This is a genomic window from Micromonospora craniellae (genome assembly GCF_014764405.1).
Classification (GTDB): domain Bacteria; phylum Actinomycetota; class Actinomycetes; order Mycobacteriales; family Micromonosporaceae; genus Micromonospora; species Micromonospora craniellae.
Genome location: NZ_CP061725.1, coordinates 5,310,729 through 5,325,527, shown reverse-complemented (window position 1 = coordinate 5,325,527; position 14,799 = coordinate 5,310,729). Strand labels below are relative to the sequence as shown.

The 14,799-nt window shown below is 73.2% G+C and carries 16 protein-coding genes; 5 read left to right on the top strand and 11 right to left on the bottom strand.

Going from position 1 to position 14,799, the window contains the following annotated elements; translation table 11 throughout:
- Positions 1-101: 101 nt before the first annotated feature.
- Both ID554_RS24180 and ID554_RS24175 read left to right on the top strand, forming a co-directional pair.
- Positions 102-1,040, top strand: a complete 939-nt coding sequence (locus ID554_RS24180; protein ID WP_117227090.1) for a terpene synthase family protein — start codon at positions 102-104, stop codon at positions 1,038-1,040.
- A gap of 139 nt (positions 1,041-1,179) precedes the next feature.
- Complete coding sequence (locus ID554_RS24175; protein ID WP_117227089.1) at positions 1,180-3,003, top strand: AMP-dependent synthetase/ligase; 1,824 nt, start codon at positions 1,180-1,182, stop codon at positions 3,001-3,003.
- 85 nt (positions 3,004-3,088) lie between these two features.
- Here the strand turns inward: ID554_RS24175 and ID554_RS24170 are convergent, their stop codons facing one another.
- Both ID554_RS24170 and yczR read right to left on the bottom strand, forming a co-directional pair.
- On the bottom strand, positions 3,089-4,399 hold the full coding sequence (locus ID554_RS24170; protein ID WP_396888564.1) for a low temperature requirement protein A: 1,311 nt from the start codon (positions 4,397-4,399) through the stop codon (positions 3,089-3,091).
- 69 nt (positions 4,400-4,468) lie between these two features.
- Positions 4,469-5,926, bottom strand: a complete 1,458-nt coding sequence (gene yczR / locus ID554_RS24165) for a MocR-like transcription factor YczR (protein ID WP_117227087.1) — start codon at positions 5,924-5,926, stop codon at positions 4,469-4,471.
- 58 nt (positions 5,927-5,984) lie between these two features.
- Here yczR and yczE point away from each other — a divergent pair, with 58 nt between their 5' ends.
- Both yczE and ID554_RS24155 read left to right on the top strand, forming a co-directional pair.
- Positions 5,985-6,629 (top strand): membrane protein YczE, encoded by a 645-nt coding sequence (gene yczE / locus ID554_RS24160; RefSeq protein WP_117227086.1) that lies wholly within the window; start codon positions 5,985-5,987, stop codon positions 6,627-6,629.
- 141 nt (positions 6,630-6,770) lie between these two features.
- Positions 6,771-7,283 (top strand): hypothetical protein, encoded by a 513-nt coding sequence (locus ID554_RS24155; RefSeq protein ID WP_117227085.1) that lies wholly within the window; start codon positions 6,771-6,773, stop codon positions 7,281-7,283.
- On the opposite strand, the gene hisF is transcribed toward ID554_RS24155, so the two are convergent.
- From hisF to hisD, 8 genes are all read right to left on the bottom strand, one after another.
- On the bottom strand, positions 7,268-8,035 hold the full coding sequence (gene hisF / locus ID554_RS24150; protein ID WP_117227084.1) for an imidazole glycerol phosphate synthase subunit HisF: 768 nt from the start codon (positions 8,033-8,035) through the stop codon (positions 7,268-7,270). The two genes, ID554_RS24155 and hisF, sit on opposite strands and share 16 nt — an antisense overlap.
- 118 nt (positions 8,036-8,153) lie before the next feature.
- Positions 8,154-8,879 (bottom strand): bifunctional 1-(5-phosphoribosyl)-5-((5-phosphoribosylamino)methylideneamino)imidazole-4-carboxamide isomerase/phosphoribosylanthranilate isomerase PriA, encoded by a 726-nt coding sequence (priA, locus tag ID554_RS24145; protein WP_117227083.1) that lies wholly within the window; start codon positions 8,877-8,879, stop codon positions 8,154-8,156.
- Positions 8,880-8,898: 19 nt separating this feature from the next.
- Complete coding sequence (locus tag ID554_RS24140) at positions 8,899-9,222, bottom strand: hypothetical protein (protein WP_117227082.1); 324 nt, start codon at positions 9,220-9,222, stop codon at positions 8,899-8,901.
- 60 nt (positions 9,223-9,282) lie between these two features.
- The gene (gene hisH, locus ID554_RS24135) at positions 9,283-9,948 is read right to left on the bottom strand and encodes an imidazole glycerol phosphate synthase subunit HisH (protein ID WP_223884699.1); all 666 of its coding nucleotides are present in this window, start codon (positions 9,946-9,948) and stop codon (positions 9,283-9,285) included.
- A gap of 8 nt (positions 9,949-9,956) precedes the next feature.
- On the bottom strand, positions 9,957-10,127 hold the full coding sequence (locus tag ID554_RS24130) for a hypothetical protein (RefSeq protein ID WP_191088622.1): 171 nt from the start codon (positions 10,125-10,127) through the stop codon (positions 9,957-9,959).
- 34 nt (positions 10,128-10,161) lie between these two features.
- Positions 10,162-10,773, bottom strand: coding sequence for an imidazoleglycerol-phosphate dehydratase HisB (hisB, locus tag ID554_RS24125; RefSeq protein ID WP_117227081.1), 612 nt, complete (start codon positions 10,771-10,773; stop codon positions 10,162-10,164).
- Positions 10,770-11,888 (bottom strand): histidinol-phosphate transaminase, encoded by a 1,119-nt coding sequence (locus ID554_RS24120; protein WP_117227080.1) that lies wholly within the window; start codon positions 11,886-11,888, stop codon positions 10,770-10,772. The genes hisB and ID554_RS24120 overlap by 4 nt, the downstream gene beginning before the upstream one ends.
- On the bottom strand, positions 11,885-13,207 hold the full coding sequence (gene hisD / locus ID554_RS24115; RefSeq protein ID WP_117227079.1) for a histidinol dehydrogenase: 1,323 nt from the start codon (positions 13,205-13,207) through the stop codon (positions 11,885-11,887). The genes ID554_RS24120 and hisD overlap by 4 nt, the downstream gene beginning before the upstream one ends.
- A gap of 107 nt (positions 13,208-13,314) precedes the next feature.
- On the opposite strand from hisD, the gene ID554_RS24110 reads away from it, so the two are divergent.
- Positions 13,315-14,016: an LON peptidase substrate-binding domain-containing protein gene (locus ID554_RS24110; RefSeq protein ID WP_117227211.1), complete on the top strand. Its 702-nt coding sequence runs from the start codon at positions 13,315-13,317 to the stop codon at positions 14,014-14,016.
- Here the strand turns inward: ID554_RS24110 and ID554_RS24105 are convergent.
- The gene (locus tag ID554_RS24105; protein ID WP_223884222.1) at positions 13,928-14,782 is read right to left on the bottom strand and encodes a DUF2567 domain-containing protein; all 855 of its coding nucleotides are present in this window, start codon (positions 14,780-14,782) and stop codon (positions 13,928-13,930) included. The genes ID554_RS24110 and ID554_RS24105 overlap by 89 nt on opposite strands.
- Positions 14,783-14,799 lie beyond the last annotated feature (17 nt).

The following is a 14,799-nucleotide window of genomic DNA, read 5'->3' as shown; positions in this document are numbered from 1 at the left end:
GCGAAATCCGAAACGTTATTTGCCCGATTGCACGGCCCTCCGCACTGCTCCCGTACGCTGGCCGCGCTGCCCTGTGGGGGGGCGGCGCGACAGGGAGCCCGATGCGAAGCTTTGCGGTCTCGGCCCTGCGGGAGCCTCCGTTCCCCGGCACCCGGCATCACGACACCGAGCAGGTTGCTCGGGAGAGCACGGACTGGGCACAGCACCTGGGCCTGATCAGTAACGGGCAACGGCTGCGCCGGGCGGACGCGGCCGGGCTGGCCGGACGGGCCTGCCCGGAGGCGCCGTTGGGCGGTCTGCGGCTGCTGTCCGACCTGATCTCCTGGCTCTTCGTGATGGACGACGCCTGCGACGAGGACGGTCTGGGCAGCAACCCGACCCGACTCGCGCCAACCGTGGCCGCGCTGCTCGACGTGCTGGACCGTCAGGGCGCGCTGAAGCAGACACCGGCCGGCGAGGCCGGGCCGCTCGGTCTCGCGCTGGCCGACCTGTGCCGCCGTGTCCGGGCCCGTCAGCGCCCGGCGGTGCTGCTGCACTTCATCTCGGCCATGCGCGGGTATCTGCTCGCGCTGCTGTGGGAGGCGGCCAACCGCGAGCACGGCCGGGTGCCGCCGGTCGACGAGTACGTCCAGATGCGCCGGCACACCGGCGGCGTCTATCCCAGCATCACCCTCACCGACCTGGCCCTGGACGGCTTTCCACCGGACGGCCAGCGGGCCGATCCCGACTGGGCCGAGTTGGACCTGCTCGCCGCCGACCTGGTCTGCTGGTGCAACGACGTCTTCTCCTACGGCAAGGAGCACCGGGACGGCCCGGACGCCCACAACCTGGTCACCGTGCTGGCCGGGGAGACCGGCGACGAGTCGGCGGCCCTGCGCGCCGCCGCGGAGCGGTTCAACGACAGGCTGAGCGCATACCTGACCGCCGAGAACGAGGTGCTGGCCAGCCACGGCGACTCGGTCCGGCCGGCGCTGGCGGCCCGCCGCAACTGGATCCGGGCCACCTACGACTGGTCCCGAGCCGCCGAGCGGTACGCATAGCACGATGCCTTCATCGGCCGGTACGGGGGCGGTGGATGATCGTCAGGGCTAGCCGATGCCCCGGCGCAGGCAATACCCTTCGGTAACGAACACCGACGTGACGACCGTCACGCCTCCACCCTCGAAGGCGGCTACAGCGATGGCTCTCGATGTACCGTACCGTTCCATTCCTGACATGTTCCTCAAGCGTGTGGCGGCCACCCCCGACCGCCACGCTTTCGCCCACCCCGGTCCGGGCAACACGCCGGTCTGGCTGACCTGGACGCAGGTCGCCGCGCGGGCGAAGGCGGTCGCCGCCGGCCTGCACGGCCTGGGCGTCGGCCAGGAGGACCCGGTGGCGATCCTGGCGAACACCCGGCTCGACTGGGTGATCGCCGACTTCGGCATCATGTGCGCCAGCGGCGCGACGACCACGGTCTACCCGACGACCGAGCCACAGGACGCCACCTACATCCTCGCCGACTCCGGCTCCAAGGTGCTGTTCGCCGAGGACCCGTCCCAGGCGGCCAAGATCGTCGGCGCGGACCTGCCCGCGCTGACCCACGTGGTCCTCTTCGACGGCGAACCCGACCCGGCGGCGGCGGTGCCCCAACTGACCCTCGCCCAACTGGAGGAGCAGGGCGCCCAGCGGCTCGCCGAGGATCCGGAGCTGGTCGACCGCATCGTGGCCGGCATCGGGCCCGAGCACCTGGCCACCCTGATCTACACCTCCGGCACCACCGGCCGCCCCAAGGGCGTCGAGCTGCTGCACGGCGGCTGGTGCTGGGAGGGTGTGGCGCAGGAGGCGGTGGGCCTGCTGCGCGAGGACGACCTGCAGTACCTCTGGCTGCCGCTGTCGCACTCGTTCGGCAAGACGCTGCTCTGCGGCACCACCCACGTCGGCATGCCGACGTACGTCGACGGCCGGGTCGACAAGCTCGTCGAGCTGCTCTCGGTGGTCCGCCCGACGCTGATGTGCGGCGCGCCGCGGGTCTTCGAGAAGGTCTACAACAAGTCGGTGACCACCGCGCAGGGCGCCGGCGGCGCGAAGGCGAAGATCTTCGCCTGGGCGGTCGGCGTCGGCAAGGAGAAGGTCGCCCTCGACCAGGCCGGCAAGCCGGTGCCGGGCGGGTTGAAGCTCAAGTACGCGGTGGCCGAGAAGCTGGTCTTCAGCAAGCTCCAGGCCCGCCTCGGTGGGCGGATCCGGGTGCTGGTGTCAGGTGCCGCCCCGCTCAGCCCGGAGATCGCCACCTTCTTCGCCGCGGCGAACCTGCCGATCTCCGAGGGGTACGGGCTGACCGAGAGCAGCGCCGGCAACTTCGTCAACCCGCCCGGCGCACTGCGCATCGGCACGGTCGGCAAGGCCATGGGCGACCTGGAGTGCCGCATCGACAGCGACGGCGAGATCCTGATCAAGGGTCGGCCGGTGATGCGCGGCTACCACAACCTGCCGGAGGAGACGGCCGCCGCGTTCAGCGAGGACGGCTTCTTCCGCACCGGCGACATCGGCAGCCTCGACTCCGACGGCTACCTGCGCATCACCGACCGGAAGAAGGACCTGGTCAAGACCTCCGGCGGCAAGTACATCGCGCCGTCGCACATCGAGGGCATGTTCAAGGCCACCTGCCCGTACACCTCGCAGGCGGTGGTGATCGCGCAAGCACGCAACTTCTGCACGCTGCTGGTCACTCTGGACCCGGACGCCATCGCCGGCTGGGCCACGGGCACCCCGCTGGAGGGCCGCACGTACACCGAGATCGTCTCCTCGCCCGAGGCGCAGGCGATGGTCGAAGGGTACGTGGCCGAGCTCAACACCAAACTGAACCGCTGGGAGACCATCAAGAAGGTCACCATCCTGCCGCGCGACCTGACCATCGAGGACGGCGAGATCACCCCGTCGCTGAAGATCAAGCGGCGCGGAGTGGAGAGCAACTTCTCCACCGAGATCGACAAGATGTACGCGGGCACGGTCGCCGAGATCTGACCCGCGGGCGTCCCGCCGTCCACGGCGAGGTGCACGTCGTCGGCCCCGCGACCCGGCAACGGGCGCGGGGCCGACGCGTACGCGCTTACAGGTGGCGTCCCCGCCAGGTGGTCTGCTCGGCCTCGGTGGCGAGTTGCTCGGCCATCGCCACCTCCCGAACCTGGCGGCGAAGCGGCGCGTCGGTCAGCGTCTGCACCACCGTCACCGCCAGCACGGCCACGGTGAGCAGCGCCAGGGCGACCAGTTCCGGCACCTGGGCGGCGACCGGGACCAGCAGCACCAGCAAGAGCACACCGCCGATCGTCGGCCACCGCAGTGTGCGCAGCACCCGCCAACCCAGCGCCACCAGCGTCACCAGGTAGATCGCCACCCCGCCGTGCAGCACCAGCAGGTCCCCGCCGGGCAGCAGGCTCCCGGCCTGGGTGGTCGGCTCGGCGGTGCCGCCGAGCACCCGTTTGAGCCCGAGGGCGAACAGGATCGGGCCGGCGACCAGCGGCAGGTGCAGGTAGGTGTAGGCGTCGCGGGCCAACGCCGAGCGGGCCTGTGGATCCCGGGTGCGGTGCAGCACCTGTTCCAGGGCCAACGCCAACGTGTCGAAGTACGACCACCACAGCGCGGCGACCACCGCCACCGCGAGCATCGCCGAGAGGATCACCAGCCAGGTCAGCGGCAGCTCGACGACGAAGCCGGCACCGAGCCCCAACGCGATGATCGTCTCGCCGAGCGCCACCAGCACGATCAGGGCGTGCCGCTCGGCCCAGTGGCCGGCCGAGAGCAGCGTCCAGTTGCTGCTGCCCAGCGCCACCGCCGCCCCGTACTCGACGACGATCGCGGCGATCCAGAACAGCAGCCGCAGCCCGATCTCGGCCGCCTCGTCGGCCAGTCGCTGCGGCAGCAGCGCGGCGGCCAGCACCAGCGCGCCGACCACCGCCGCCCGCCCCATCGCGACCAGGAAGCGGCGACGCAGCTCGGGGTCGCCACGGGCCAGCCAGCCCAGGATGCCCACCTGGACGGCCCGGACGAGGAAGTAGCAGATTGCGAAGACCAGCGGCCCGGACGGCCCGCCGGCCTCGCTGCGGAACGCCTGCGGCATGGCGAGTGCGAAGACCAGGGCCCCGCCCATGGTGGCGAACGCGAGGAAGGGCAGCACACCCTGGTCGGTACGGACCAGGTTGCCGATCACCGCGAAGCCGGTCCAGGCCCACCAGAGCAGCACCAGCACGACCCCGCACTGAAGCAGGCCGCGCGGCGTGAAGTTGTCGGCGGTGAGCGTGGTGACCTGGATGAAGGCGAAGACGAAGACCAGGTCGTAGAAGAGTTCCAGACGGGTGGCGCGGGACCCGGGCGCGCCCGGTCGCACCCCGCGCGACCACCGCACTCCCCTGAGTCCGTCCACCATGGCAGTCTGCCCGCCACCGACCAGCGGGCGAGGTCGATCAGCCGGATCGGTACCGGCGGGCCGCGGTCAGGCGATGACGCTCGGCTCCCGCCACCGTGGCAGCCCGGTCCGGTCCAGGTCGTAGCGGACCGCGGCGATCCGGCCCACCGCCTCGACCAGGTCCGCGGCGGGCAGGGTGAACGGCAGCCGCAGGAAGCGTTCCAGGGTGCCGTCCAGGCCGAACCGGGGTCCGGGCGCCAGGCGTACGCCGACCTCCTCGGTCGCCCGGGCCAGCGCACTGGAGATCGGGCCGTCCAGTTCGGCCCAGAGCGTGACGCCGCCGCGCGGCACGGTGACCCGCCACTCCGGCAGCCGGTTGGCCAGCGCACCGAGCAACGCGTCCCGCTGCACCGCCAGTTGCGTCCGCCGGGCGGCGACGATGCCCGGCGCGGCGGCCAGCAGGTGTACGGCGACGAGCTGGTCCAGCACCGGGCTGGACATGTCGACGCCGACCCGGGCCGCGGCCAGCCGCTGCACCTGCGGCGCGGAGGCCCTGATCCAGCCGATCCGCAGGCCGCCCCAGAAGGGCTTGCTCATGCCGCCGATGCTGACCACCCGGGAGTGCCGGTCGAAGCTCGCCGTCGGCGGCGGCAGCGTGGTGCCGTCCAGCGGCAGGTCGACGAAGGACTCGTCGATCACGAGGTCGGTGCCGACGGCGTGGGCGGTGGACACCAGCCGTTCGCGCAGCTCCGCCCCCATCAGGTGCCCGGTCGGGTTCTGGAAGTCCGGGATGAGGTAGGCCACCCGGGGGCGTACCTGCCGTAGCGAGCCGAGCATCAGGTCGGCGTCCCAGCCCGTCGCGTCGGCGGCCAGGCCGTGGGTGGTGATCCGGGCCCGGCGGGCGGCCAGCGCGGCAAGCGCGTTGGGGTAGCTCGGTGACTCGACCAGCACCCCGCCGCCCGGTGCCAGGGCCAGCCGGAGCACCAGGTCCAGGGCGTGCTGGGTGCCGTTGGTGACCATGATCTGATCGGGTGAGGTGGGCAGGTCCCGGTCGGTGTAGCCCTGGGCCACCGCCTCCCGCAGCTCGATGATGCCGGTCGGGTGGTAGCCGGCCCCGCCGAGATAGCGGGGCAGGTCCTCGGTGGCCGTCCGAGCCGCCGGCAGCAGCTCCGGCGGGGCGGCCAGCGCCGCCACCCCCAGATCGATCATGTCCCGGTCGTCGAGGGGGATCCACAGCCCGTTGGGCGCCACCCGGTGCGTGCCGGGCAGCCGGGTCCAGCTTCCCGCACCACGGCGGCTGGCCAGGTGCCCGCTGTCGCGCAGTTCGCGGTACGCGGCGGTGACGGTGGTACGGCTGATCCGCAGCGCCTCGGCCAGGTCCCGTTCCGCGGGCAGGCGTACGCCCAGCGGCAGCCGCCCGTCGGCGAGCAGGCCGCGTACGGCACCGGCCAGCGCGGCGTAGTCGGGACTGCGCCGTCGACTGGGCAGGGCATGCCACTGGCCGAGCAGCCGGGCCAATTGGGCCCCACGTACCTGACTCGCCATGGCCACTCCCCCAGAATTGGCTCTATGCAGGCGCGGATTGGTCCCTAGAGTGGCATGCGTGACCCTGATTGGCAATCTGCGCCACCGGCCGGTCCGACGACTGACCCAACTGCACGCCGGCCTCGTCCTCTACGGCTTCAGCATGGCGCTGATGATTCGTTCCGAGTTGGGCCTGAACCCCTGGGACGTGTTCCACCAGGGGCTCTCCCGGCTGACCGGGCTGACCATGGGCACCACGGTCATCCTGGTGGGTGCCCTGGTGCTGCTGGCCTGGATCCCGTTGCGGCAACGTCCCGGCATCGGCACCGTCGCCAACGTGGTGGTGATCGGCCTGGCCGTCGACGCGACCCTGGCCCTGCTGCCCGCCGGCGGGCCACTGCCGGTGCGGGTCACGCTGCTGGTGGCCGGCATCGTCGGCAACGGCATCGCCACCGCCCTCTACCTCGGCGCCCGGCTCGGACCGGGCCCCCGCGACGGCCTGATGACCGGCCTCGTCGCCCGCCGGCCGGGCTGGTCGCTGCGTCTGGTCCGCACCGCCATCGAGATCGCCGTGCTCGCCGTGGGCTGGCTGCTCGGCGGGACGGTCGGCCTCGGCACCGTCGCGTACGCGCTGACCATCGGCCCACTGGCGCAGTTCTTCCTGCCGGTCTTCGACACCCCCGAGCCGGCACCCGCTCCGGCCGGAACCGCGCCCGCCACCTGACGGCGTCACCGCGCCGCCCGGCGCACCGGCCGCTCCGGCGATCCGCAACCGGAGTCAACGCCCGGCAGTCACGTCGTCACGCAAAGTCGCAGTAGGTCGGGTGGTGTTTCCTTCCCGCCCGGCTGACGGCAGAATCTCCACATGGGGGAGAACGCCTGGCGTCGGACCGATGCGTGGATCTTCGTTTCGTTGGTGATCGCCAGCGGTGCGGGGAGACATCGACGCTCCCCGACCACCCGCCGACCCGAGGGCGTACGCCTCGCCGACGTGCTCTCCACCGCCGACCACCTCGACCGGACCCTCCCCGAGCGGCACGACATCGAGGGAGCGATCCGCCGGCTGCTCGGCGCCGGCCTGGTGGACGTCTCGGACGGCTGGTTCCGGATCACCGCCGACGGCGAACGGCTCTGGCGTACCCGGCCCAACGCCGGGCTGGCCACCACCGTCGACACCGTGCAGGGCGTGCTCAGCCGACGGCACCCGCCCGGCAACGCGGACTGGCACCTCGACGAGGCCGAGCACACCGCAGCCGTGCAGGAATACCTGGTCCGCTCCATCCCGATGCCCCGTCGCTCGCCCGAGGGCCACTCCGGCCGAGCCGGAACGCCGGGGTCAGCCGACGAGGCGGAGAACCCGGGTCAGCGGACAGGGTGACCCGCTCCGCGCAACGCGTCCTTGACCTGCGTGACGGTCAGCTCCCCGAAGTGGAAGACGCTCGCCGCGAGGACCGCGTCGGCGCCCGCGCCGATCGCCGGCGGGAAGTGCGCCACCTCACCCGCGCCGCCGCTGGCCACCACCGGCACGTCGACCACCCGACGTACCGCAGCGATGAGTTCGAGGTCGAAACCGGCCTTGGTGCCGTCGGCGTCCATCGAGTTCAGCAGGATCTCCCCCGCGCCGAGTTCCGCGCCGCGCGCGGCCCACCACACCGCGTCCAGCCCGGTGCCCCGCCGGCCACCGTGCGTGGTGACCTCGAAACCGCTGTCGGTGGTGCCGGTCGGTGCCCGCCGTACGTCCAGCGAGAGCACCAGCACCTGCCGGCCGAACCGGTCCGCGATCTCGGCGATCAGCTCCGGCCGGGCGATGGCCGCGGTGTTCACCCCGACCTTGTCGGCACCGGCGCGCAGCAGCGTGTCCACGTCCGCCACCGCGCGCACGCCACCGCCCACGGTCAACGGGATGAAGACCGACTCGGCGGTACGCCGGACCACGTCGAGCATGGTGCCCCGGTCACTGGACGAGGCGGTCACGTCCAGGAAGGTCAGCTCGTCCGCGCCCGCCCGGTCGTACGCCGCCGCCAGCTCGACCGGGTCACCCGCGTCCCGCAGGTCGAGAAAGTTGACGCCCTTGACCACCCGCCCCGCGTCCACGTCGAGACAGGGGATCACGCGCACCGCCACCGTCATGCCGGAAGCCTATCGCTCGGTGCCGGTGCGCTGACCGGCCGTACCTGCGGCCCTCGGCCGGCTGAAGTGTTGGCAGGGGGCCCTTCCTCTACCGCAGGCGTTAATAAGGTGCCCTTCCTTACCGCTCGGCGAGGGTTGCGAGGGCCTGGGCGACGGTGAACGCGCCCGCGTAGAGCGCCTTGCCGGCGATCACGCCCTCGACCCCGATCGGCTCCAGCGTCGCCAGCGCCCGTAGGTCGTCCAGGGTCGAGACGCCCCCGGAGGCGATCACCGGGGCGTCGGTGCGGCCACACACCGCCCGCAGCAGGTCCAGGTTCGGCCCGCGCATGGTGCCGTCCTTGGTGATGTCGGTGACCACGTACCGGGAGGCACCGGCCTTGTCCAGCCGCTCCAGCACCTCGTACAGGTCACCGCCGTCGCGGGTCCACCCGCGCGCCGCCAGGGTCCGACCCCGCACGTCCAGCCCGATCGCGACCCGGTCGCCGTACTCGCCGCAGATCCGGTCGCACCACTGCGGGTCCTCCAGCGCCGCGGTGCCGATGTTCACCCGCTCGGCGCCGGTGGCCAGCGCGGCCCGCAGGGACGCGTCGTCCCGGATGCCGCCGGACAGCTCGACCCGCACGTCGAGCCGGCGTACCACCTCGGCGAGCAGCGCCGCGTTGGAGCCCCGGCCGAACGCCGCGTCGAGGTCGACCAGGTGGATCCACTCGGCGCCGTCCTGCTGCCAGGCCAACGCGGCCTCCAGCGGATCGCCGTAGGTGGTCTCGCTACCCGCGGCGCCCTGCACGAGTCGGACGGCCTCGCCGTCGGCGACGTCCACGGCGGGCAACAGGGTGAGGCTCACGAATCTTGGTCCTCTCAGATCAGGAACGGCGGTTCAGGGCGATCACCACGATCACCGGCAGGACGAGCAACAACAACACGATCAACAACAGCCGCAGCCCCAGGTCGGGAACGAGCAGCCAGATCAGGACGATCGCCGCCAGGGTCAGCGCCACGATCGCGGCACGTTCGCCCCGGGAGTAGCGCAGCAGCCGGCCGGTCCGGCCCCGGCGAGTGGTGGGCACGAACCGGCGGACCAGCGCGCGACGCCGGGCCCGGCGGGCCATCGCCCGTTCCCGGACCACCTGGCGTCGGGCGGCCTCGGCCTCGCGGACCGCGCGACGACGGGCCCGTTCCTTGCTCACCGGCGCCCCCGACGCGCGCTCGTGCGCCCGGCGGTCCCCGACCGCCGGGCCCCGCTCCGGTCAGCCACCGGCGGGCACCGTGGCCAGCCAGTTGCGCAGCAGGGCGGCACCGGTGTCGGCGGACTTCTCCGGGTGGAACTGGGCGGCCGACAACGCACCCCGTTCCACCGCCGCGACGAAGTCACCGTCGTGGTGGGCGGTGGTCACCCGGGTGCCGGCCCCGGTCAGCGCCGCGACGTCACCGGCCGCGTACGAGTGGACGAAGTAGAACCGGCTGTCGGCGGGCAGGCCGGCGAAGAGCACCGAACCCACCGGCGCCTGCACGGTGTTCCAGCCCATGTGCGGCAACCGGGCGGCAGGGAGCCGGGTGACGCCACCCGGCAGCAGGCCAATCCCCTTGGTGACCACACCGTGCTCGTCGCCGGACTCGAAGAGGATCTGCATGCCCACGCAGATGCCCAGCACCGGCCGGCCGGCGGCGACCCGGTCGGCGATCACCGGACCCGCGCCGATCTCCTCGATGCCGGCCATGCAGGCGGCGAAGGCACCCACCCCGGGCACCACCAGACCGTCGGCGGCGCCGGCGGCGGCCAGGTCGGCGGTGACCACCACGTCGGCACCGGCGGCGGCCAGGGCACGTTCCGCCGAGCGCAGGTTGCCCGAGCCGTAGTCGAGCACCACGACCCGGCGACGCGCGCCCTCGTCATCGGCCGGGCGACTGATCACGTCGGCCACTATCCCTCCCCCGGCAGCAGCCACAGCACACCGGCGACGCTGGCCAACACGGCCAGCAGACCGCAGACCACCACCGCGCCCCGGGGCGCGCCCTGCCGGTGCAGCGAGAGCGTACCGCCCACCAGCACACCGGCGAAGATCAGTAGCAGCGTCGGCAGCACCGCGCCCATCAGCGGCACCCTCGCCCGGTCACGTCCCGGCCGGTCACAGCGCGCCCTTGGTGCTGGGGATCGCGCCGGCCGCGCGCGGGTCGAGCGCGGTCGCCTCGCGCAGCGCCCGGGAGACCGCCTTGAACTGCGCCTCCACCACGTGGTGGGCGTCCGGGTGCCCGCCCGGGCGAGCCGCCCGCAGGACGTCCACGTGCAGCGTGATCCGGGCCGCCTGGCCGAACGACTCCCAGATGTGCCGGGTCATGCTGGTCGGGTAGACCGGCCCGATGTACGGCGCCAGCAGCGGCTCGTCGTGCACCACGTACGGCCGGCCGGACAGGTCGACGGCGGCCCGGACCAGCACCTCGTCCATCGGGACGACGGCCGAGCCGTACCGCCGGATGCCGGCCTTGTCGCCCAGCGCCTGGTCGAACGCGGCGCCCAGCGCCAACGCGGTGTCCTCCATCGTGTGGTGGGCGTCGATCTCCAGGTCACCCACGGTCTGCACGGTCAGGTCGAACCCGCCGTGCCGGGCGATCTGGTGCAGCATGTGGTCGTAGAAGCCGACCCCGGTGCTGATCTCGACCGCTCCGGTGCCGTCGAGGTCGATCTCCACCAGGACCTTGGTCTCCTTGGTGATCCGCTCCACCCGGGCGGTCCGGCTCATGATGGGGTGCCTTTCGGTCGCGGCGGGGCAGCCTGGCCCTCGCGCTGAATCTCGTCCACGGCGGCAAGGAAGGCGTCGGTCTCGGCCGGCGTGCCGGCGGTGACCCGCAGCCAGCCCGACAGGCCGACATCGCGCACCAGCACCCCCTGCGCCAGCATCGCGCGCCACGCCACGCCCTGATCACCGCCCACCTCGTAGAGCACGAAGTTGGCGTCGCTGTCGGCCACCCGCAGACCACGGTCGCGCAGCGCGGCGACGATCCGGTCGCGCTGGCGCATGATCTCCGCGACGGTGCCGAGCAGCGTCTCGCGATGCGCCAGCGCCGCCCGCGCGGCAGCCTGGGTGAGCGCCGAGAGATGGTACGGCAGCCGGACGAGCTGCACCGCGGCCACCACCGCCGGGTCGGCCGCCAGGTAGCCCAGCCGCCCGCCGGCGAAGCCGAACGCCTTGCTCATCGTGCGGGTCACCACCAGCCGAGGATGCCCCGGCAGCACCGCCAGGGCGCTGACCGTCCCCGGCCGGGCGAACTCCGCGTACGCCTCGTCGACCACCACCATGCCCGGCGCCACGTCCAGCACGGCGGCGACCACCGCCGGATCGAGCGCGGTGCCGGTCGGGTTGTTCGGTGAGCAGAGGAAGACCACGTCCGGCCGGTGCTCGCGGACCTGGGCCACCGCCTCGTCGGCGGTCAACCCGAAGTCGACGCCGCGCCGGGCCGGCACCCACCGGGTGCCGGTGCCCAACGCCAGCAGCGGATGCATCGAGTACGCCGGGGTGAAGCCGAGCGCGGTACGCCCCGGCCCTCCGAACGCCTGCAGCAGCTGCTGCTGGATCTCGTTGGAGCCGTTGGCCGCCCACACCCCGTCGCCGGTGAGCCCGTGGCCGAGGTACTCGGCCAGGTCGGCGCGGAGCGCCACCGCCTCGCGGTCCGGGTACCGGTTGAGGTCACGCAACTCGGCGGCGACCGCCTTGCCGATCGCCTCCACCACCGGCTCCGGCACCGGGTAGGAGTTCTCGTTGGTGTTCAGCCGCACCGGCACGTCGAGCTGCGGCGCACCGTACGGCGACAGCCCGCGCAGGTCGTCGCGGATCGGCAGGTCGGACAGGCTGGTCATGACGGGTCCTGGGGGAATCGGGCGGACACGGCCTGGCCGTGCGCGGGCAGGTCCTCCGCGGTGGACAGCGCCACCACGTACGGGGCGACCTCCCGCAGTGCCGCCTCGGTGTACTCCACGAGGTGGATGCCGCGCAGGAAGGACTGCACGGAGAGCCCGGAGGAGTGCCGGGCGCAGCCACCGGTGGGCAGTACGTGGTTGGAACCAGCGCAGTAGTCGCCCAGCGACACCGGCGAGTACGCGCCCACGAAGATCGCCCCGGCATTGCGTACCCGCATCGCCCACTCCCGGGCGTCGACGGTCTGGATCTCCAGGTGCTCCGCCGCGTACGCGTCGACCACCCGCAGCCCGGCGGCCAGATCGTCGACGAGCACGACCCCGCTCTGCTCCCCGCCCAGTGCGGTGCCGACCCGGTCGGCGTGCCTGGTGGCCGGCACCTGCCGGGTGAGTTCGCGGTCCACCGCGTCGGCCAGCACCACCGAGGGGGTGACCAGCACGCTGGCCGCCAGCGGGTCGTGCTCGGCCTGGCTGATCAGGTCGGCGGCGACGTGCGCCGGGTCGGCGGTGTCGTCGGCGAGGATGGCGATCTCGGTCGGGCCGGCCTCGGCGTCGATGCCCACCACGCCACGGAGCAGCCGCTTGGCGGCGGTGACCCAGATGTTGCCCGGCCCGGTGATCATGTCGACCGGAACGCAGTGCGCGCTGCCGGCGGCGTCCACCGCGCAGCCATACGCCAGCATGGCCACCGCCTGTGCCCCGCCGACGGCATAGACCTCGTCGACGCCGAGCAGCGCGCAGGCGGCCAGCACCCGCGCGTCCGGCAGGCCGCCGTTCTCCTTCTGCGGCGGCGAGGCCACCACCAGCGACCGGACTCCGGCCGCCTGTGCGGGCACCACGTTCATCACCACGGTCGACGGGTACACCGCCAGGCCGCCGGGGACGTAGAGACCGACCCGGTCGACCGGCACCCAGCGCTCGGTGACCGTGCCGCCCGGCACGACGTGGGTGGTGTGATCGGTGCGCCGCTGGTCGTCGTGCACCCTGCGGGCCCGGCTGATCGACTCCAGCAGGGCGGCCCGGACCTGCGGGTCGAGGGCGCCCTCTGCTGCGGCGATCGCCTCGACCGGCACCCGCAGCACCTCCGGGGCGATCCCGTCGAAGCGCTCGCTGGCCTCACGGACCGCCTGGTAGCCATGCTCACGGACCGCCGCCACGATCGGGCGGATGCGCTCGACGGCCACCGACACGTCGAGTTGGGCACGTGGCAGGAGGTGGCGTGGGTCGGGCTCGCCACCGCGCAGGTCGATCCGGTTCAACACCCCTGCGAGTCTAGGCGGCCCGCCGACGGGCCGACCGACGCCGCCCGCTGTCCGGGATGGTGAGCCGGGACACGCCGGTGGCGCCGGGTGGGGCTACGCTCGATCACGTGACCGCACGGCTGCCGGTGTTCCCGCTCACCACGGTGCTCTTCCCCGGTCTGGTGCTGCCGCTGCACATCTTCGAGGAGCGCTACCGCGCGCTGGTCCGACACCTGGTCGACCTGCCACCGGGTACGCCCCGCGAGTTCGGTGTGGTGGCCATCCGCAGCGGCTGGGAGGTGGCCCCCGGCCCCGGCCGGGTCACCCCGGGCACCGGCGAGGTGACGCTGCACGAGGTGGGCTGCACCGCCGAGCTGCGGGAGGTCGCCGAGTTGCCCGACGGCGGGTTCGACATCGTCACGGTGGGCAAGCGACGGTTCCGGGTCACCGAGATCGACTCGGCCTCCGCGCCGTACCTGACCGCCGAGGTGCGATGGCTGCCCGAGCCGAGCGGCCCGGACGAGGCGGCCGCCCCGCTGGCGGCCCGGGTCACCGCCGTCTTCCGGCAGTACCTCGGGCTGATGCGGGCCGAGGCCGACCAACTCAGCGAGCAACTACCCGAGGACCCGACGGTGCTCTCCCATCTGGTGGCCGCGACGGCCGCACTGACCGTGGCCGACCGGCAACGGTTGCTCGCGATCGACGACACCGCAGCCCGGCTGCGCGCCGAGCTGACGCTGCTCAACCGCGAGGCGGCTCTGCTGCGCCAGGTGCGGGCGGTGCCGGTGCCGCTGGCGGAGCTGGCCACGGCGCCGCCGGCTCCGAACTGACCGACGGCGACGCGGTCCCTTCCGGGATGCCGACCGGCGGCGGCACGGTCCCGCCCGGGGAGCCGACCGGCGGGAGCGCGTTGCCGCCGGGGTAGCCGGCCGGCGGGGCGAACCAGGCCGGCTCGGGCACCGGCTCGGGACGCAGCGACGGCCACCGGGACCAGCCGGCCAGCAGGGTGTACGCCGCCGCAGCCCCGAACGCCGGCAGCAGCAGGTTGCCGTGCGGCACCGGCAGCACCCCGAGGACGAGGTCGATTCCGCCGGCCCGCAGGTCGGGGGGTTTGGTCAGACGGGTGCCGTCCGGCGCGCCGTCCAGCAGCCGCTCGTAGTCGCCCAGCCCGATCCGCCGCCCCACCTGCCAGGCGACCAGGGCGGCGGCGAGCCCGCCGGTCACCACGACGATCAGGCCGACCGGTCCCCGGTACCGCCGCAGCACCATCCACACGACGAGTGCGGCGAGCACCCCGAAACCGAGACCGAGCAGACTGAACCACCCGTCGGCGGCGATCGGCTGCTCCGGTTGCGCCTGGCCGTACACGGCCGTCCCGGGCCCGCTCTTGACCACCGGGGTGGCCGGAGCGAGCACCGCCCAGAGCAGCCCCAGCGGAGCACCCAGCAGGCCCATCACGAGCACCGTCAGGGCACCGGCCCGCACCGCACGGGCGCGGCGGGGCTGCGGTCCTGCCGACGGCGGCGAAACGGCCGACGGCGGCGCGGGCGGCGCTGCCGGCGCGGGCGGTTCGGAGGCGGGGGTGTCCGGGCTCACCCGATGATCCTCGCAGT

Excerpts from the sequence above, each read along its gene's own strand:
- ID554_RS24180 (WP_117227090.1), top strand. The coding sequence starts at position 102 with ATGCGAAGCTTTGCGGTCTCGGCCCTGCGGGAGCCTCCGTTCCCCGGC.
- ID554_RS24175 (WP_117227089.1), top strand. The coding sequence starts at position 1,180 with ATGGCTCTCGATGTACCGTACCGTTCCATTCCTGACATGTTCCTCAAG.
- yczR (WP_117227087.1), bottom strand. The coding sequence starts at position 5,926 with ATGGCGAGTCAGGTACGTGGGGCCCAATTGGCCCGGCTGCTCGGCCAG.
- ID554_RS24155 (WP_117227085.1), top strand. The coding sequence starts at position 6,771 with ATGGGGGAGAACGCCTGGCGTCGGACCGATGCGTGGATCTTCGTTTCG.
- hisF (WP_117227084.1), bottom strand. The coding sequence starts at position 8,035 with ATGACGGTGGCGGTGCGCGTGATCCCCTGTCTCGACGTGGACGCGGGG.
- ID554_RS24130 (WP_191088622.1), bottom strand. The coding sequence starts at position 10,127 with ATGGGCGCGGTGCTGCCGACGCTGCTACTGATCTTCGCCGGTGTGCTG.
- hisB (WP_117227081.1), bottom strand. The coding sequence starts at position 10,773 with ATGAGCCGGACCGCCCGGGTGGAGCGGATCACCAAGGAGACCAAGGTC.
- ID554_RS24120 (WP_117227080.1), bottom strand. The coding sequence starts at position 11,888 with ATGACCAGCCTGTCCGACCTGCCGATCCGCGACGACCTGCGCGGGCTG.